Genomic DNA, 17,812 nt, shown 5'->3' on the forward strand with positions numbered 1-17,812 from the left:
CAGCATACAGGAGGCGCTTTTTCTTTTCAAACCGCAAATTAATTCATTACAGGAATAGCTCTTTATAAAAATGCTCTAATGTGAGAGCTCCTTTTCCTTCGATGGATTCTAATGCGTTTTTAACCAAGTTGAAAAAGGCTTTGAGAATCAGATTCTTTTTTCCAACAAATTGCTTGTCCCGATCGCGGAAAATCTTCGTTACCTTTATATCGTAAAGTTTTTCCTGAAATAAAAAAATCAATGATTCCAATTCTGAACAAAGACTAATGGAGACGTTGGGTTCATCGTCTAAATCCGGTTTCGCAACCTGTAGTAAATTATTCAACGTCCTAATTGCGTTATCCAATTCTTCTACGATTATGGGAAAATAAAGGTGATCGATTTGTTTTTGCATAAGCTGAACGAAACCTTTAACGGTGGTTAATGGATTTCTAACTTCATGAGCAATCCCGGCGGCCATCTGTCCGATTGAGGACAGTTTTTCCGCTGCTGATAACCGCCTTTCAGTGGCCTTCCGTTTTGTACTATCCAGCACTCTTAATTGAATAAGCATGTCGCCACCGAGATAATACGGTGCAGCCGCGGCGACAACGTCAATGGATTCGCCATCGCTTCGGATCATTTTTTGCTCAATTAATTTCATTTCAGACGCTTCGGTACTTTTTATTTGGGCAAACTGCTCATTACAAATCCCGTGATAATCGGGATGTAAGAAACGGTTGATATCAACCCCGATAATTTCATCGGGATAAGACAAACCGAGGAGATTAAAGCCAGTTTGGTTTACATAGATGACCTTCCGGTTTTGAAGCAAGAAAATAGCCTCGAGAGAATATTTAAGCAATTGATCATAATCCAAATCCGATTTTCCAAACATGTTAGCCAAAATATCGCACTCCCGTCTGTCTATCACAATATTGCGACGTAGTAGTTCATTTCTTATTTGTTTAATAAATTCCTCGTCTAAATCTTCCTCCATTGAATTGTAATATGCTTCAAGCAGCTGCTGATCAGTAATGCTTCGCATAATATGCCCTCCACCCTTTCCGATTTTAACACTTCTTTAAACGAGTATAATACAAGAAAAGGAGGCATCTAGGCGAAATGAAACATTTACCAACATTATTGTGCCTTCACATAAAAATTGTCAAACATTTCATTTAATTGCGTTAATTATGCTCATCTAGGTTTTTCCTATCATATAGTAAAATGCGAGCATGATTTATAGATTTCCCCATTGTCTCTTTACGTTTACTCAAATACAACTATCAACCTCGTCATTTCCTATTTTAATTAACATTAGTCCTTTATCCAAGTTCACAACCATCCAACGCAATCCGATTTTTTCCTGAAGTTGTGCTCCAGTGTTAAATCTAACCTTACTGTCGCCGCACTCTTACATGATCGCATAGAACCGCTGGTTCTCTGGACATTGTCAAGCGGCTGGCCACAAGATGACCAGCCGTTTGCTACATTTGTTATTGCTCTCCAGGTTTCGTTGTCATCAGTCGATACAACTTCGTATGTCTCGGGAACTTGTCGGTAAACGGTACAAGGGAGCTTCCTACCTTCATGAGTCCATTTCCTGCGTCTACATTCGTGATATAGGAGAGTTGCAGATCCGAAATGTTAAGCAGTTCGGCAAGCTCCATCCGGTCGGTGCTGGCCTGATTCAGCATGACAATGAATTCGCTGTTCGCCAGCATCGTGCGGGCTGTATGGCTTTGAAGCAAATCATCCACGTTTTGCGTGATACCCGTACAAAAAGCGCCATACTTTCGGACACGCTTCCAAAGCGTGAACAGAAAGTTGGCGCTGTATTCATGCTGAAACAGAAGATAGATTTCGTCGATAAAAATAAATGTATTTTTTCCTTTGGCCCGATTTTGCGTAATTCGGTTCAGGATACTGTCCAAAACGACCAGCATGCCGATCGGAAGAAGCTGTTTACCGAGGTCGTGGATATCGTAACAGATGAGCCGATTATGAACATTGACGTTGGTCGGCTTGGCGAACGTGTTCAAACTGCCAGAGGTAAACAGTTCGATCGCGAGTGCAATGTCCTGCGCCTCCGACTCCGCTTGCTTGAGCAGCTCCGCACGAAAGTCTTGGAGCGTCGGCGGTTGCCCTTTATAGTTGCTCTGTAAATACTTCCGGTATACGCTAGCGGTGCAGCGATCAATGAGCGACTTTTCCTTGGCTCCCAGTTGATATCCGCCAATCAACTGTTCACAGAGCGAGAGGACAAACTCCGATTTGAGAATGATGGGGTTCGCTCCGTCGCCATATTGCCGGTTCATATCCATCGCGTTGATATGGTTGGGTGATGTGGCGGAAATATGAATCGTTTCGCCTCCCAATGCGTTCACCAGGGCAGAGTACTCCCGTTCCGGATCGATCAGGATAATATCGTCGTCTCCTGCCAATACCTGGTTGACAATTTCCCGTTTCGCGGTAAAACTTTTGCCGGAACCGGATACGCCAAGGATGAAGCTGTTTCCGTTTAGCAATTGCTTGCGGTTGGCTACAATCATGTTTTTGCTTATCACATTTTGCCCATAATAAATGCCGCCCGGATGCATGATTTCCTGCGCCCGAAACGGAATAAAGACAGCCGTGCTTTCCGTCGTCAAAGTCCGCAATGCGTGTACCTTTCGCAATCCGTATGGCAGCACCGTATTCAGACCGTCCATTTGTTGATAGGTCAACGTGGAGAACTGGCACAAATGCTTGCGTGCAGTTGTGAGCAGCGCTTCCGTATCATTATCAAGCTGTTCCTTACTGTCCGCAACATGGACCATCGTTAATAGACCGAACATCATCCGCTGATCTCGTGTAGTTAGGTCGTTCAGAAATTCTTTGCTCTCTTTGCGTTGCTGCTCCATATCGTAAGGAACCACAGCCGAAAAGTTGTTGTTCCGGTTTTGCCGCCGCTGCCAATTCGTGATGTTCGTCTCCACGCCGAGCAAACGGTTCTCTACCTCGCGAACGGCCTCATCGGTTGGAATCGGAATAATATCCAATGACAAAAGCAAATTCCGATTCAGGTCGCAAAGTTCCGATACCATGCTATCCTTTATATAGCTGGCGTATTCTCGTAAAAAAATGACGCGGCCAAAATAGTTCCCCATCCGAAAGTGATCCTTTTCAAACTCGAACGTATCCGGGCAAATGTAATCCTTGAAATCATGCCCTTTGCGCATCGTTTCGGAAAGGTCGAACCGAAAATCAGCTTCCTCGCCGATCCGAAAGAAATCATGGAAAATGCGCAGCCGATCGATCGCATCCAGTTCGATGCATTTGGAACCGAGACGGGAAAAATGAGACATCAGTTCGGTGCCGACCCTCGCAAAGTATTGACGGGCTTCCTCTACATTTTTCTTTACCACGGATATGGTAATGTACTTTTCCTGAATCGTCCCATTTGCGCCAGTGGCCTTAGCGAGAAGCATCTCGTTATACTCCTCACGGTACGTATCGAGATGATCCTGTCGGAGCGGAATGAGAATCGAGCCCTCGAAATCCGCCCGATTCAAACGCCGGTTATGAATCGTAATCTTCGTGGTCGCTCCGCTGTCAAAGGAATTGAGCAGTTCGGAATAGGACAAAAACATCGTTTCCTTATCTTCCCTGGACGCGACGGCGTAGTTGATATCCTCGAACCTATACGATTTGGAGAACTTGTTGCCAACAAAAAAAATCCCGTCCGGCCAAAGGGCACGAATCGGGATGACTTGCTGTACGCCTTTCGGTATGGTAAATCGCTCCTTGTCCTGCTTGATGATGCGTCTGAGCGTTTTAATCACGGCGCTTCATCCTTTCCTGCTCATGATGCTGCATGCTCTTTTTCAGCGCTTCAACGTAGATGTTAGTAGAGTAGAAGACAAACCGCCTCGGCAACAGAAATTCCGATTTTACATACGCCCAAAGCAATTGCTCGGCCGTCATGCCGTGATATTTGATAAAACCCAAGGCTGCGCAGGGCGCTGCTCCCAAAACGCACATCCAACTGAGCGTTTCCAGACCAAAGCGGCCGCGCAGTCCGAAGTATAGGCCGATAGCCACAACGACTGCCAGGACAGAAAAAAAGAACTGCCGCAAGGACAGTCCAAAGAATAAGCTTTCCGTATAATCCCGGATTTCCCGGTTGATTTTCACTTCCATTTGAATCCTCCAATCTTCGATTGGCTATAGCTCTCCCTCAGCCTCCGTTTGTCCCGATTTGGGCTCCGACTTTTTCAAAGCTGCCAACATTTCGTCACCGGATGGAAGGGGATCGGTCAACAGCGCAAGTACAATCTGAGCGCCGTCCCGCATCCCTTGCAAATACAAGTGCTCGTTTTCAATCGCCCGCGTGAAATGAGCCTTTTCCTCCCATTCCATAAACTCCGGCATCTGCGTCTTGTCAACACCTTTAAACATCGCTTGGAAGGCTTTGTACTCTTCTTTGCGTCGGGCGTACAACTCGGGATGGCGTTCGATCCGGGCAGAAATGTAGTCCAGCCGCTGCTGAATCGCGGTTTGAAACCAAGATGGAAACTCCACTGACTTCACCCCCTTCTTGCTTGAGCGCACACTAGCGCAACTGATGCTCTCGTCCGGTCTTCTTGTGGTGTAAATGGACGATCAATTCGTCCACCTTCCGGCTTTGAGCCTGAACCGCCTCATTCTTGAACAGAGGAATTCCCTGTTCGAGGGATTTTTCCCCCAGTTCGTTCAACTTCCTTCTTTCTTCCTCTAATTGACCTATCAAACGTGTCATCGGTCAGCCTCCCAGTGCGTCTTCATTGAGCGGCGTTCCTGGTTGTCTGATTAATTGATTACCTCTCAATTTTAATGCGATAATCGGTTTATTTCATTTTAATGCGATATTCGCATTAAAACAATGATGCACTCACGTACAATTTGATTTGTATTGTGAGGTGCATACTATTGAAACATCGAAAAGAACCGCCAGGTGACAAAAATATTATTGGCGCAAGAGTTGTTGCTATCCGCAAGGCAAAGGGAATGAAGCAGAAGGAGTTTCTCGCCAGACTGCAAACGGCTGGTCTCGATATCAGTCCGACAAGCCTTTCGCGTCTCGAAGGGCAGAATCGGCTTGTCCAAGACTATGAAGTTGTCGCGATTGCCAAAGCGCTGGAAGTTTCCCTTCGCGAATTGTTGGGCGAAGGGACTGAATAATCGACCTGGGAGCGACGGTAATCATTTCCCTTACTCACAGCCCCATCATTTCCCGCACCACTCGGTCCGCCATTTTCACCGTACCGACGAGGACGAGCATATTAAAAATTAACTCTCCGATATACGTCCATACCATCGTCACCGCACCCGCGCTTTCATCGACCGCTGGAGGCGCGGAGGCGAAGGCGGAATAGATGATGCAGGCAAGCACGATGACCGCCCCCTCCATGCAAGCGGCCGCGTACCCTTTCAGAAACGACTTGCCGATATTTTGGCTTGGCTCTCCGGCAAAAGCGGACAGCGGAACGGGAGCAATTGCCGTATAAATATAGATGCGAAAAAAACGTCCGTACACCGACAGAATCATCACAAAAGATAGCACCGTGATGAATAGACTTCCCAGAAGAGTGACCACCCACAGCGGAATGCTTTGCCAAAAGCCGACATCTTCGATCGCTTTTGCGATGGTGTTCGGCAGGGCTATGGCTTCCGTCTTTCCAAACCCGAAGCGTCCCAACATTGTCGAGATGATGCCCTGAACGATCGTAAACAACGCCATCATTAGCTCCAGTCCGTAGGTGACGACCGCTTTAGCTAGCACAAAGCGGATAAACAACTTGACGGCGAGCTCCGGCCTTTTCATCTCGGCAAAACTGCCGGTCGTCTTCACCACACCGATCACAAAAAACAAGACCAATAGCGCAAGTCCCGTCGCCTGCAACGCGCCATGAATGTCAGTAATGACGCGCCACACGCCGCCGCCCTTAAAATCGACCGGCGACTGGGTAACGAGCTGCCAGATTTCGTTCATTTTATCATTCCATGTATCGAGTGCATTTTCAAGGTTGTCGGCAATCCAACTGTTTTTAGCCAAATTCCCACCCCTCTCTGTAAACAGGGGAAACAGACATATCGTCTGTCCCCCTCATTAATGCTCCATTTATCCGGCAATCAGGGTAAGAATTTCTTTCGTAAACGTAATAATGACCCCGCCGGCGAGCGTCAGAAATCCGTTCGCCCGCTGGGAAGGGTCGTGGGACTTGAGCGACAATCCGATCTGGACAATGCCGAACCCGAGAATAAGCATGCCGATCGCCCGAATTAAACCGAAAATGAAGCTGGACAAATTATTAACCGTCGTCATCGGGTCGCCATTGGCGTAAGCGGTGGAGACGAACATAGTTCCCATTAAGATCAGCATGATATAGATCGAAAACAACCTTTTCATTTTGAAATTCAAATCCCATCACTCCCCTCGTAAAAATAGCGATTCAATTTCTTCCTCCGACAAAAGCTCGTAATCTCCGTTTTCATCCAGCGTCACGGTTCGCCAATCGAGTGCAAGATCAGTACCCCCATGCTGGTAGGGAAGACCTTTGCCATCTGTCGTAAGCGATACATGAGGATGCTTGAGCAAATCGTACTTGTCATCCTGAACCGGGCGCTCGCCGCGAATAAAGAGCAGGGCATACCGGTTGTCGAGGAGCCGCACCTCATCGGGCGTCATCAAGTCTCGGCCGGACAACTGATAATTGATCGAATAGCTGCCGCTGCGTCCCTTACTTTGGCCGTATGTGTTCGTGTCAATCGTTTCCTTGCCGAGCAACTCCGAGACGTATTTGTGGGTGGACTGTTCATTGCCGCCCAGGTACAAAAACACGTCGCAATTCCCTGCGATCGATTCCCATGAATCCTTATAAAGCGCTTTGAGCTGCGCCAAATTTTGCAGGATGATGGAAACCGAAATTTCGCGGCTGCGCATCGTCGAGAGCAGCTTGTCAAATTCATCGGGTAAGGCGACGTTGGCAAACTCGTCCATCACAAAATGTACGTGCACCGGTAGGCGTCCACCGTGCCGGTAATCGGCTTCGTACATCAGGCATTGAAAAAGCTGGGTGTAAAGCATCCCGACGATGAAGTTGAAACTGCTGTCGTTGTCGGGAATGACGGCAAACAACGCCGTCTTCTTTTCACCCATGGCAGGCAGTTCCATCTCATCGACCAGGCTCATTCCGGCGATCGAATGCAAGTTAAACTTCTCCAGCCGAACGCCGAGGCCAATCAAGATCGATTTGGCGGTTTTACCCGCCGCCAGTTTGAAGATGTTGTACTGTTTGACCGCCAAATGTTCCGGGTCACGCATGGCCAGCCGTTCGAACAACTCATCCAACGGACTTTGATACGTTTCATCTTCTTCACGTACCTCCGCGGCAGCGATCATCTCCATCACCATTGGAAAGTTTCGCTCTTCCGGCGGCGCTTCATAGAGCAAATACAATATGAGTGCCTCCAGCAGTGCCGTTTCGGATCGTTCCCAGAACGGGTCGTTCGTATTGCTCCCTTTCGGCGTCGTATTGCGAATCAGGTTCGTGACCAGTTTTAGCACGTCTTTGTCGTCCTGCAAATAAGCGAACGGGTTATAACCATGGGAACGATGCGGATTGATCAGGTCGAGCACCTTGATGTCATACCCTTTTGCTTTAAGCAGATGCCCGGTATCGCGCAAGATTTCGCCTTTCGGGTCGAGAACGACGAACGATGTGTTCGCCTGCATCACGTTCGGCTTGGCGTAAAACCGTGTTTTGCCAGAACCGGAACCTCCTACAACGAGCACATTCAAATTACGGCGATGCTTGCGTCCGTCCAATCCAATGCACACCTGCTGAGTCAAAATTTTGTTTTTCTTCGGCTCTTTGCTGCGATATTTGGCGCATACGGTTTTCGCTCGGCCCCAGCGAGCACTTCCGTGCTCTTCCCGTCGTCGATAGTTTCGCGGGGAGGCCAAAAAAACTCCGACACAGAGCCCATAGGCCAGACTAAAAACGAGCAAGCAGCGCGGTGTATCGTCTACCCACTGAATATCGAATGGATGGTTGATCGCCGCGCTGAGATGCTCCAATATCGCCGGCAGCCCCCCGGAAAGTGCAGGAGCGGTCAGCAATGCCGTCCATAGGACGGGAATAAAAAAAACCGCAAAGAGTATCAAGCTACTCCTTACGGTTTCAACGCGCCTCATGGTGACTCCGGCGTTTATTTTTTTGAATGGGGGCATCAATCGTTTTGAGCAACAATTCATCGACGGCATCGGTGGGGCGCTTCTCGCCGATTAAATCATTCCGCAGCGCATTCAGCGCATGCACCACAATGCCATGCTCGTAATGATCCAGACAAAGAACCCGTTCTTCTTCCCTCACAGGCATTCCCTCCCAAAGAAAAATAGCACATGACGACAAGCTTACCTTGCCGTTTCCGTCCGAAGCTGCTGTCGATGCTGCGCCAGCATCCGGTTCATCCTGCGAGCCATGTCATGCGCGGTATCTTTCATCACCGTCAATTCGGCGCGGATTTGTTGCGGTTCCATGTCCTTCAGTTTCTCTGGCACACGATGAAAGCGGAAGGAAGACGTATCCACGCCGAACTGTTTGCACAGGATGTAAGAAGCGCAGTATGCATGAAACGTAAAATCGGAGCGACTGTAACGGCCATCTCCGCGATCCAGCTCCGCATGCGCCAACTCCTGCGCAAGCGATCGGAAAATATCCCCAGCATCCAGGCCGCGTCGGATGACAATATTTCTTGTATCCGGCTGGTAGAGCGCATGCATTTCCGGCGGAAGCGCATCGCCGATGACAATCGGGACGGGGGCGCGGTCCATCAGCGCTTTAATGCGCATCCGGTCGTCCGGATAGATCGGCTGTTCCCTCTTCTGGCTGGCCGTCGTTTGCGTGATGTCGAACATCCTTTTGGGGTTATAGCTAATGCCGGTGCTGCCGTCATCCCTCCGGTACTCCTCTCCCGGCTCCAAGATGTAAAAGCCGGTTTCCTTGCGGCGAATAAATACGCCTTGTTCTTTCCACGTATCAAAATCAGCGATGCGCGTCGCCTCTGGCCGCTGTGCGAGAATCAGAAGCGCATTGGATACGCTGTAGCGATCGAAGCGGCTTTGCACATCCAGATAACGCTGAAATTCATCGCCGCTTCGTGCAATGGACGATGTCGCGGCATCAATCGTCTCGTAAGTCCATTGCCTAAGTTCCTGCTTTTTCTGTGCCCAGGCTTCCTTGTCAAATGGTTGCTCGGACGGATTCGTGGATGATCGACTGGCTGCATCCTGACGGAATAATTCGTCCAGATTGTTCACTTGGCTTTCCCTCGCTTTCGAGATCCGTTGGATTTGGTTTTCCCCGTCTTCGCTTTACCGGCATTTCGCTCGCTGCGTTTGGGAAGCGACGGTTCCTTGACCATCTGACGCCGTTCTTTCTCCGCCCTCCGATTTTCTTCCCGAATCTCGCGCAGCAGTTCACGGATCGATGGCCACTGCTGCACTGTCTCGGCTTTCGGTTCAATCGTACCCCTTGCGGATTCTTCGCTGCGCCCTGAGGTAGGCTCGGACGGATGGGGCGGCTCCGTCGTCGCCATCGTGGGGTTTGGTTGGTCGTGCGCCGGGAAAGTCGGCTGCTTTGATTTGTTCTCCTGCATCAATTCGTCCAAAAAATCGTCGGCGCTCTTTTCCGTAGTCGTTCCCTTGGCCGCGATTTCTTGCTCCGCCGTCCGTTGCTGGGTTTGGTCCAATGCTCGCACATGATCTTGCTCGGACGTATGTTGAACGGGCTGCTTTCCGGCGCGGGATTTTTCAATTTCGCTTTTAATGCTGGCCGTATCCACGGTCGCCAGTTTGAAGCGCTCGACAATACGGTTGATTTTGGATGCGTCCTCGGCCCGCACCATCACGTCGCACAATCCATCGACATTCTTTTTGTCTCGCAAGGCGCAGTACAGAACCCCGTATCGCTTGGCTTCCTTGCAGAACGTCGGCAAATCCTCATTTTTAACGGCAAACACTTTCAGTTCCTTGCCGCTGCGAAGCAAGCTTTCCAAACGAGTGCTGCCTTTCGTTCGTTTCTGCCCCTGCAGGGCGGCAAACAAATAGACGGCCAAATGCTTAGCGCCTTCGCCGGAAATCTTGGCCATCACCTCGATGCCCCGCAGACTCATATTGACGACCTGATCGGCCGCCTCGGCTCCACTGCTCATGGATGGAATCCTCCCTTCGTAATGGTTGATTTTGCTTGTTGCTACGAAGTACAGCCATCATTTCACCGGATCGGGCAAGGATGCCCACACACAGTTTCACCTCCTTTCGGAGCGTGGCAAGCCGTTTGGATAGTACGGCGATTTGCTCCTTGTAAGCGACGATCTGGCTTTCCTCACAACGGCGAAGACGGTTGTACAGCGCCTTGCGTTCGCCGTAAAGTAGGAGCATCTCTTGCTGTGTGGCAGATACATAGTCCAAAAGCTGCTCCTTGCTTGAAATACGATGCTGACAAAGCAGTTTCGTCTGCGCGGTAATTACCGATAAATGTCGCAGATCTTCCCGCAATAAAAAATGCGTCCTTCGCGGGGACGCACGATAACGGGGCAGGATACCCATTTCATATAAATAGCGTAGGTATAATGCTTGCAGGCCGCTGAACCGACGACCGGATCGAATCGTTCCTTTGTAAATGACGCGTTTCCTCCGAGGCATCGGCAAAGACGGTAATTTTCGGGGAACACGGTTTCGCAAAATGCGTTGCTTCAAAGCATCCTCCGTGTAATCTTCACCCAGACTGCGCAAACGAACGAAGCGTTCCTTACCAGGCGGGCGTACCGCCATATGCTTTACCGTCATTTTTACTTCATAGCCTTGCTTCTGCAACGCGGCGATAAACTGGGTCCAAGTCATCGATGCCGCAATCGCCTGATCCACATCGGTTCGAATCAGACCGCGCCAAGTCGGCTTGCCATCTCGATCCGCTCTCCATTCCCCGTAGTGTTTGGCTTTACCCGGCTCGGGTTGCTCAATGACTGACAATGCATGTTCCCGGCATAACCGGTCGGAAGTTTGCCGAAGCAGGGCGTAGGAGGCTTTGTTGTCGTAGTACCGTTTTCCGTCGATAAAGGAGACGGAATTCAGTACAAAGTGATTGTGCAAATGCTCTTTGTCCAAATGGGTCGATACGACGACTTCAAAGCGTTCTCCCCATAGCTCCTGCGCCAGCTTGACGCCGATGGTGTGTGCCATTTCCGGTGTCGTTTCGCCTGGTGAAAACGATTGGTATCCGTGAAACGCTACGACGCCATCCATTTTTTGAAATTGACGCTTGGTGCGCTGCATTTGCTCGTAAGCGGTAAGCGGATCGCAATTAATACCGCTCACGTAGAGCTGCCTCTCTGTTTTGACATCCGATACAGCATATGTGAGCGCCTGTTGCAAACCTTCATTCTCGACGCGCCCTAAATCCGTTTTGTCGGGATTGGAAGCATAGTCCAGCACGCGCTTGAGTCGGTCGGTAACGTCCCAGATTGCAGTTGTCGCCATACGCATGCCCCCTTTACGGTGGATGTACGTTCAGATTCTCGAGCGGCTCGGTTCTAAGTTCCGGCGCTGTTACAGCCTGTTGAATGGATTGGACGGCGCGGCGCAACTGATCCGCCTCCTGCTGAAAAGCGGCCCGATCCAGATGCCCGGTCGCGTGCGCCTTCGCCGCCAACTGATTGAGATTATTGCCGATCGCGTGGAGCTCGCGCATCATCGCGTAATAGTCCAGCGGAGGCAACGCCTTGGGAACATAGCCGTTGATGAGCGCACGAATAAACGCTTCCTGAGAAAGCCCCGATTTCTTCACTTGAGTTACGAGGTGTTGCCGCTCCTTTTCATTCAGGCGTACTAGAACACGAATAGAACGTTTTCTCATTCGATCACTCCTTTCAAATTTGCTGTGTAAAACAATCGTTACCGAGATGAACGAGTTACCTGCAACACATTCGATCATCTAACCGGAGGCATCGAAACAGAGGGGTCTTAGGGGCAAAGCCCCTAACAAGTGAATTTGGCTAGCCAAATTCAGTGCTTGCTACAACACGAGACGTTCGTCTCGTGTTGTCTTCAAGGCACCCGCCGGGAAGAAGAGAGGGAGCAGGTTGCACGAATCAATTGGTCACATCAGACGAAACATCGGCGATCCCTTATCACCAATCGATCCACAATTGATCCACAAGAAGTGAATTGTGGTAATGAAAATGCAGAAAAGCCTTTCCCCAGGGTGGAAAGGCTTTTCTGCATTTAATGCATACTATCCAACAATTCGGCGCGAACCGGGTCCAGCACCTCGTTCGCATCGAACATGTCGACCAGCTTAGATTGCTGAGTTTTCAGGGCGATACCGTCAATATGCCTGCGGTCCATCATGAGCGAATCGGGCATCCATTTCAAGTAAGGGGCCGGTCCAACGGAGCAGAGCACGGTGAAGCCGGCTTTCAGCAGGGCTGCATATTTCGGGTCACCTGGCAGAACACTGCTGCCAAATGGATACACGTATATATTGGTCGGGCCCGTCAATGTTTCCACTTCGTCCTTCCATCTCGCGGTATCCTCGGTAAGACGGTCTAAGCCCACTTTCCTTGCGTCAAGATGCCCGTATCCGTGCGATGCGAACGACCAGCCTGTCGATTTCAGCCGATCGATTATACGAAGCGCTCCTTGTTTCTCTTCCTCGTAGTTCGGGGCATCCTTCTTGTTCGTGCGATAGCCGAGAACGCCCTCATAACCAGTAAGCGCAATGAGCCCTTTGGCTCCGTTCAATGAGAAGTCGGGATGCACCTTGACGAAATCGTCTAGGATCGGCACGATCTCGTTGTCGCGCGACGTGATTTTCTCGCCTTTCGGGCTGACCGAATAAGTGGCGATCTCCCCGTTGTCGTCGATAACAAGTTTATTTGCATTTCCGTTCTGCAGCATATAGTCGTAATAGTTCATGTCGTCGATCGAGAGAACAATCGGTTTTTTGCCTTTGGGCAGACGAAGTTCCTTCGCTTTCGTCTGTTTTTTTCCGTCAGCTTCCTGCAATTCGTAAATCGAGTTCAGGTCGATCAGCATGAAGTTGTGTTTATAGAGAGAATCAATAATGGCCTTGAATTCCTTAACCGTGACGAACCAGTCATCGTACCCTCGCGACATGCGATCGCCGTCAAAAGCCAACTCGGGATATATCACCAATGGATGGAAAAAGATATGTTCGATCGGCCCATGGTACGGAACGAGATCCTCATCGGTCTGCGAAATTCCCCCGCCTTCGTTACCAGGCACAGCGGAACTCCCGGCGTTATGGGAAGAACCGTCCGGCGTCGGCCTACCATCAATTTTTCCAGAAGAACCGGAAGCATCTCCTCCCTCCGATATGGCTGCTTCTCCTCCTTGCGGCGAGATTCCCGATTTAAAAGGATCCGTATTCGACATTTGCGTCGATTGACCCTTACCCTTCCCGGTTGCTGCCGACCATTCTGGTACCGAACCGTCCGAAGTTCTATCTCCGCTTCCCTGCGTGGCTTTGCAACCGGCAACAATCAAGTTCATCAACATGACAGCTATTGCGATTTTCAACCATTTCATATAATCACGGCTCCTTTTCCCATATAGACGCAAGGAAAGCCCGCAATGTTCAAATAGTCAGCCAGGATTCTACACAAAATTTCATCATACAGCAAAAATCTTGGTATAGAAAGTTATCAAGTGCTTTATCGTGCTTTATCGCATTATTGAACTTAAACTTTTTATAACGTCACAAATAGAGGTCGATTCTTTTAACGCCTCCTTCACCCTTATTCTTCCTTTCTAACATGTTGCATGGCTACCAAAGTTGGTCTTGGCTTTTTTACCGAATACTCGTACCACCATTTGTATCCGTACGAGAAGGCTGCAAGCATACAACCGTAGCGCCGTTTTGAGATGATTCGAGGCTTTTTGAGCCCGTTTACCGATTTTACGATAATTGGGTGGATTCAGCCAGCATATGCCTTTCCAATCTTGCTCGCAAGCCATCCAGTGAAGTATCTCCCACATTGTTGTTTAGCATTAGTCAGGTTATCGTCGGTCTGACGCTGATTTCCATTAGTCGAGCATCATGTGATTACCAGAGCAGCAGCTAAAGCCATCATTTTGATGATTTTCAAGGTTTCTTGCCCCCAAGCAGTAATCTTGATACTATCATTAATGTCTATGTATTGACACATTTGGCAAGTTAAAAGTCACGAAATTGAATGGGGAAATTTTGAATTATTGGCCAGTTCAAGAGAACCCCCCGATATAACTCAAATAGACGCCGATTCACTCAGCGTCTTGCTCTGAACTTTTTTGTTATCTCACCAACCAGCGGTGATCCTGGCGGCAGTCTACAATGAAATCGACATACACGATTTCATCCTGAATTTGATACAATACCAGATACCATTTTTCCACGAACATCCTGTGATACTTGTTTGACGGAATAAATTCCACTTCCAGAAAAGGATAGCGTTCCGGCAATCGCGCCAAGGAACGTATCGCATTCAGCAATTCGTTCTTTGTTTTTCGCGCCGCATCCGGACTTTTCTCTGCGAGAAATCGCACATGAGCCGCCAGCATTTGGCGGGCGCGATCGGAAACGATGATTTTATATCGGGGCATCTTTTCCATGCTGCACCTCGTCAATAATGCCCTCCAGGTAAGCGTCCAGTTCATCCGGCGTCACACCAACACGGCCAGCCATACGATCTTCTTGCACAGCGAGCAGTTCTTCGCGCAACTTTAACATCTTCTCGCGGCGGGAGAACGTCTCGATATCCATCACGACGAGATCGCCTTCACCGTTCTTGGTCAAATAAACCGGTTCCCCGGATGATTTGCATAAATCGGCGATTTCATTATAGTTTTGCCGGATACTGGCAGAAGGCTTGATAATCATCTTGTTCACCCCTTGTATAGCTGTATACTGACTTTATTATATCCATTACATGCTATACAATCAATGAGATTGCGCTTATCCCCAAATATATCCACATCTCATCCACATGCTGTGCATTTCCCCTCATCGAGATGGCGCTTCGCGTCTTCTTCGAAATTCCATCAACTCATTGTTTACATCCTTGCTAACTTTGGGCGGCTCATCGGATATGAGAAGAGCGGGGGAGAGGAGTCTCTGAATCGTCGCTGCCGCCAATCGCCCGGGCTCGTCATTGTCTAAGTGCAATACGAGTCGGCTTACTTGTGGAAAGCATTGCAAATAATGCGTTAGGGCAATTGGAGGAATAGCGTCAACCCCATTTGTTTTGGGCCTGTATATTCCAGCTAGCGATAGCTTATGCGCATGCCGCCAATCCCGACCGGTGAGATGTTCCAACGTACAGTAAGATAAAAGATCAATGGCACTCTCAAACAAATGCAATTCCGTACTGCTCTCTGAGGCTGGAATTGAAAACGAATACCGCTTATCACTGCCTGCAGCTTCTCCCATATAACGGGTGCTTGTCGTTCCGCGTATCGCAGCATAACGTGGGTTCCCTTCTTGGTCAAAACCGACGAATACCGCATTGTGATAACGCCGGCTTTCATATAATCGCCCGGTTTCAAGACAAAATTCGATCAACTTACGATGGATGCCGCGTTTCCTGAGGTAGGCCATGACGCGATGCGATGTACAATTCGGTTTTGGAAGTTCAAACCGCGTTAGGCGATTTTGCGAAAGTTGAGGAAATGTAGGCACACTGTTCGGATGAACGTCTTCAATTAGCAACACCGCATCGGGAAATGAAAGACCCCGCACTTTGATCAAATAATCCAGCGCTGAACGCCCGCCAATGCCCCTCGACCACCAGTACCATTTACCGTTGGAAATCTTCAAACTATCGTGCGACCTGGTGGAGTAGACGTTACGAGAGCAACGTACCAGTTCCGCAGGCTCGTACATTTGCAAATATGTGAGCAAATCCAATCTTTTTGCACGTTCAATCTGTTCTTTACTTACGTAGCCCATCGCCGCAGCTCCTTTCCAAAGAAGTAACTTAGACATGACAACTTTTTACAAGTTGAGCCTGAACTTAGTGTAATTATGTTACATTCCGACCTCTCCCACGACTATTGAGTTCTTTTCCAATATGTCCATCTGACTAATCGAGATCCAAGCAGCATCCGATGATTATATCGTTCATCGCACCTTACCCTTACTCTTCCTTTTGGGATACAGGTAAGCGCTGCCTTCTCTCAATTCCGTAGCACCTTTCATTTTCATGAATGCGTCTAAATCGCCTTCGTAAACTTGACTGGTCACCCCGTTTGAATCACGGATATAATAGTACGTGTCACCAAATCCGTTCTTCTCTTTGGAAATCAACTCCAATGTTGGCACGGTTTCACCCTCCTCGGTCAAGGTGGTTCCGTAACAAAAAGGCGGTAGAATCGGGCAAATACATCCGCCGCTGCTTGGTATGGCATACAACATATTCATTCCTCCAGAAATGAGAAATGGACCCCCAAAGCGGGAGTCCATCGTCGTGTAATTTATGAGCTTTAATAATTGGACTTTCTTCGACCTGCGAAATGCGACGCATCGAAGGCATCTTATCCTAAAAAACAAAAAAACTTGCCACGCCTTGAAGTGCAAACAAATTTTTTATCGGTAACACGATAATTTATCGTTCCTTGTCCGGTTCCCATTACTCCGTTTTTTTGAACTCGATGCCGCTGATGGCATATTCGTAAAGGAAAACCTTGAAGGCACTCATTTCATTCGTATTGAAATATGCGGATAACAGTTCGTTAAATTGCGCCATGTTCTTCTCCGTAATGGTCAGCATGCCGCTGCCTTTTTCCAACAAAATTTTATTAGTCAGCAGAAGAGATGTCCGCATGTTACCGCGTAGAAACATTTGCCTTCTTAAAGCCCACAGAAACGCGGTAATTGCCCTGTTGGTATTAGTCATATCCGCAGACAATAGCTCGGCCAGTTCCTGTTCGATTAAACTGCGTACGGGGAGAAGGGTCACATAATCCGTATCGGAAATCTCGACTTGCCTCGTCTGCAAAACTCCCCATTCCAGTGCTTCGTTTCTTGCCACGTACTCGTTCAGTTTGCAAATGTAATTCAGCGTTGTCTGCTCGTCAATAGTAGAAACCAGATAGCGCCAGGCATCCCGCATATTCAGCACGGCCTGAATGTCGTCTATGGAGACGCTGGGTACGTTCACACCATGCAAAATCGTTTGCGTTTGCGGGAACGTGATGTTTCTGTTCTCCATTTTCATAGCGAAAAATATATTTTCATCCCATTTCTTTTTGGCCAAAAACACGCTCTGTTGCCTGGTTAATGCAAATTTATCGGAAAAAGAATTCATTTTCGTTTCCCTCGCCCAGAAACTCGTTATATCCGTTTTCAGATTGAAAACCATCGTAGAAATGCCGCCGCTTGAAAGCAGGGGAAAAAGCAAAAACAGCCACCCTAAAGAGAGCGGCTGCCATGAACACGTTCGAAATGATGACTGTCATATTATTTCCGCTAGTGTAGCGGATTTAACGTTTGAATCTCTTCGACTGACAACTCCGTTGCCTCTGCAACGATTTGAATATCCATTCCCATGGCAAGGAGCTTGGCCGCAATCTTTGCTTTTACCTCTTCTATTCCTACTGTTCTGCCTTCTTGCATAGCTCCTTCAATGCGCGACTTTTCGTCGCTGAGCGCCTTCATCCGGGCATTGTAAGCCGTCTTTGCTGCGGCATCCTGTCTTAAAAATTCGAGCGTATCCATCGGTTTTTTCATCTTCGGTTCATTCATCGCGA

The 17,812-nt window shown here is 48.7% G+C and carries 21 protein-coding genes; 1 reads left to right on the forward strand and 20 read right to left on the reverse strand.

Features of this window, described 5'->3' with window-relative positions:
• Positions 1–46 precede the first annotated feature (46 nt).
• The 5 genes from ACFFK0_RS12695 to ACFFK0_RS12715 all read right to left on the reverse strand — a co-directional run bounded on the left by ACFFK0_RS12695 (position 47) and on the right by ACFFK0_RS12715 (position 4,762).
• Entirely contained in the window at positions 47–1,027 is a 981-nt protein-coding gene (locus tag ACFFK0_RS12695; protein WP_377470596.1) for a histidine kinase dimerization/phospho-acceptor domain-containing protein, read from the reverse strand.
• A gap of 451 nt (positions 1,028–1,478) precedes the next feature.
• Positions 1,479–3,806 (reverse strand): VirB4-like conjugal transfer ATPase, CD1110 family, encoded by a 2,328-nt coding sequence (locus ACFFK0_RS12700; protein WP_377470597.1) that lies wholly within the window; start codon positions 3,804–3,806, stop codon positions 1,479–1,481.
• Positions 3,799–4,164: a PrgI family protein gene (locus ACFFK0_RS12705; RefSeq protein WP_377470598.1), complete on the reverse strand. Its 366-nt coding sequence runs from the start codon at positions 4,162–4,164 to the stop codon at positions 3,799–3,801. The genes ACFFK0_RS12700 and ACFFK0_RS12705 overlap by 8 nt, the downstream gene beginning before the upstream one ends.
• Positions 4,165–4,188: 24 nt before the next feature.
• Positions 4,189–4,545 (reverse strand): hypothetical protein, encoded by a 357-nt coding sequence (locus ACFFK0_RS12710; RefSeq protein WP_377470600.1) that lies wholly within the window; start codon positions 4,543–4,545, stop codon positions 4,189–4,191.
• A gap of 31 nt (positions 4,546–4,576) precedes the next feature.
• Positions 4,577–4,762 (reverse strand): aspartyl-phosphate phosphatase Spo0E family protein, encoded by a 186-nt coding sequence (locus ACFFK0_RS12715; protein ID WP_377470601.1) that lies wholly within the window; start codon positions 4,760–4,762, stop codon positions 4,577–4,579.
• 170 nt (positions 4,763–4,932) lie between these two features.
• On the opposite strand from ACFFK0_RS12715, the gene ACFFK0_RS12720 reads away from it, so the two are divergent.
• Entirely contained in the window at positions 4,933–5,184 is a 252-nt protein-coding gene (locus tag ACFFK0_RS12720; protein WP_377470602.1) for a helix-turn-helix domain-containing protein, read from the forward strand.
• A 34-nt stretch (positions 5,185–5,218) separates the two neighbouring features.
• On the opposite strand, the gene ACFFK0_RS12725 is transcribed toward ACFFK0_RS12720, so the two are convergent.
• The 15 genes from ACFFK0_RS12725 to ACFFK0_RS12795 form a co-directional block, all read right to left on the reverse strand.
• Positions 5,219–6,058, reverse strand: a complete 840-nt coding sequence (locus ACFFK0_RS12725; RefSeq protein ID WP_446686275.1) for a VirB6/TrbL-like conjugal transfer protein, CD1112 family — start codon at positions 6,056–6,058, stop codon at positions 5,219–5,221.
• Positions 6,059–6,124: 66 nt separating this feature from the next.
• Complete coding sequence (locus tag ACFFK0_RS12730; protein WP_446686276.1) at positions 6,125–6,424, reverse strand: glutamyl-tRNA amidotransferase; 300 nt, start codon at positions 6,422–6,424, stop codon at positions 6,125–6,127.
• A 6-nt stretch (positions 6,425–6,430) separates the two neighbouring features.
• Positions 6,431–8,083, reverse strand: a complete 1,653-nt coding sequence (locus tag ACFFK0_RS12735; RefSeq protein WP_446686277.1) for a VirD4-like conjugal transfer protein, CD1115 family — start codon at positions 8,081–8,083, stop codon at positions 6,431–6,433.
• Positions 8,084–8,186: 103 nt separating this feature from the next.
• A complete protein-coding gene (locus ACFFK0_RS12740; protein WP_377470604.1) occupies positions 8,187–8,378 on the reverse strand; it encodes a hypothetical protein in 192 nt (63 codons plus the stop codon).
• A gap of 41 nt (positions 8,379–8,419) precedes the next feature.
• Positions 8,420–9,325 (reverse strand): hypothetical protein, encoded by a 906-nt coding sequence (locus ACFFK0_RS12745; protein WP_377470605.1) that lies wholly within the window; start codon positions 9,323–9,325, stop codon positions 8,420–8,422.
• Entirely contained in the window at positions 9,322–10,218 is an 897-nt protein-coding gene (locus ACFFK0_RS12750; protein WP_377470606.1) for a DUF3801 domain-containing protein, read from the reverse strand. Before ACFFK0_RS12750 ends, ACFFK0_RS12745 begins: the two co-directional genes overlap by 4 nt.
• Positions 10,127–11,545 carry a relaxase/mobilization nuclease domain-containing protein gene (locus ACFFK0_RS12755; protein WP_377470607.1) on the reverse strand — a complete coding sequence of 473 codons (1,419 nt, stop codon included), beginning with the start codon at positions 11,543–11,545 and terminating at the stop codon, positions 10,127–10,129. The genes ACFFK0_RS12750 and ACFFK0_RS12755 overlap by 92 nt, the downstream gene beginning before the upstream one ends.
• Before the next feature lie 13 nt (positions 11,546–11,558).
• Entirely contained in the window at positions 11,559–11,921 is a 363-nt protein-coding gene (locus ACFFK0_RS12760) for a plasmid mobilization protein (RefSeq protein ID WP_377470608.1), read from the reverse strand.
• Positions 11,922–12,289: 368 nt separating this feature from the next.
• Complete coding sequence (locus ACFFK0_RS12765; RefSeq protein ID WP_377470609.1) at positions 12,290–13,312, reverse strand: polysaccharide deacetylase family protein; 1,023 nt, start codon at positions 13,310–13,312, stop codon at positions 12,290–12,292.
• A 1,047-nt stretch (positions 13,313–14,359) separates the two neighbouring features.
• On the reverse strand, positions 14,360–14,677 hold the full coding sequence (locus tag ACFFK0_RS12770) for a type II toxin-antitoxin system RelE/ParE family toxin (protein ID WP_377470610.1): 318 nt from the start codon (positions 14,675–14,677) through the stop codon (positions 14,360–14,362).
• Positions 14,655–14,945 carry a type II toxin-antitoxin system Phd/YefM family antitoxin gene (locus ACFFK0_RS12775; RefSeq protein ID WP_377470611.1) on the reverse strand — a complete coding sequence of 97 codons (291 nt, stop codon included), beginning with the start codon at positions 14,943–14,945 and terminating at the stop codon, positions 14,655–14,657. Before ACFFK0_RS12775 ends, ACFFK0_RS12770 begins: the two co-directional genes overlap by 23 nt.
• Positions 14,946–15,068: 123 nt before the next feature.
• Positions 15,069–16,013 carry a DUF3991 domain-containing protein gene (locus tag ACFFK0_RS12780; RefSeq protein WP_377470612.1) on the reverse strand — a complete coding sequence of 315 codons (945 nt, stop codon included), beginning with the start codon at positions 16,011–16,013 and terminating at the stop codon, positions 15,069–15,071.
• 171 nt (positions 16,014–16,184) lie between these two features.
• Positions 16,185–16,385 carry a hypothetical protein gene (locus tag ACFFK0_RS12785; protein WP_377470613.1) on the reverse strand — a complete coding sequence of 67 codons (201 nt, stop codon included), beginning with the start codon at positions 16,383–16,385 and terminating at the stop codon, positions 16,185–16,187.
• A gap of 307 nt (positions 16,386–16,692) precedes the next feature.
• Entirely contained in the window at positions 16,693–17,463 is a 771-nt protein-coding gene (locus ACFFK0_RS12790; protein WP_377470614.1) for a hypothetical protein, read from the reverse strand.
• 68 nt (positions 17,464–17,531) lie between these two features.
• Positions 17,532–17,807 carry an Rpn/YhgA-type helix-turn-helix domain-containing protein gene (locus tag ACFFK0_RS12795; protein ID WP_377470615.1) on the reverse strand — a complete coding sequence of 92 codons (276 nt, stop codon included), beginning with the start codon at positions 17,805–17,807 and terminating at the stop codon, positions 17,532–17,534.
• Positions 17,808–17,812 lie beyond the last annotated feature (5 nt).

This window comes from Paenibacillus chartarius (assembly GCF_042432825.1).
In the GTDB taxonomy this organism is placed as follows: Bacteria; Bacillota; Bacilli; order Paenibacillales; family NBRC-103111; genus Gordoniibacillus; species Gordoniibacillus chartarius.

Excerpts from the sequence above, each read along its gene's own strand:
- ACFFK0_RS12780 (WP_377470612.1), bottom strand. The coding sequence starts at position 16,013 with ATGGGCTACGTAAGTAAAGAACAGATTGAACGTGCAAAAAGATTGGAT.
- ACFFK0_RS12760 (WP_377470608.1), bottom strand. The coding sequence starts at position 11,921 with ATGAGAAAACGTTCTATTCGTGTTCTAGTACGCCTGAATGAAAAGGAG.
- ACFFK0_RS12795 (WP_377470615.1), bottom strand. The coding sequence starts at position 17,807 with ATGAATGAACCGAAGATGAAAAAACCGATGGATACGCTCGAATTTTTA.
- ACFFK0_RS12705 (WP_377470598.1), bottom strand. The coding sequence starts at position 4,164 with ATGGAAGTGAAAATCAACCGGGAAATCCGGGATTATACGGAAAGCTTA.
- ACFFK0_RS12695 (WP_377470596.1), bottom strand. The coding sequence starts at position 1,027 with ATGCGAAGCATTACTGATCAGCAGCTGCTTGAAGCATATTACAATTCA.
- ACFFK0_RS12775 (WP_377470611.1), bottom strand. The coding sequence starts at position 14,945 with ATGATTATCAAGCCTTCTGCCAGTATCCGGCAAAACTATAATGAAATC.
- ACFFK0_RS12750 (WP_377470606.1), bottom strand. The coding sequence starts at position 10,218 with ATGAGCAGTGGAGCCGAGGCGGCCGATCAGGTCGTCAATATGAGTCTG.
- ACFFK0_RS12770 (WP_377470610.1), bottom strand. The coding sequence starts at position 14,677 with ATGGAAAAGATGCCCCGATATAAAATCATCGTTTCCGATCGCGCCCGC.
- ACFFK0_RS12755 (WP_377470607.1), bottom strand. The coding sequence starts at position 11,545 with ATGGCGACAACTGCAATCTGGGACGTTACCGACCGACTCAAGCGCGTG.
- ACFFK0_RS12715 (WP_377470601.1), bottom strand. The coding sequence starts at position 4,762 with ATGACACGTTTGATAGGTCAATTAGAGGAAGAAAGAAGGAAGTTGAAC.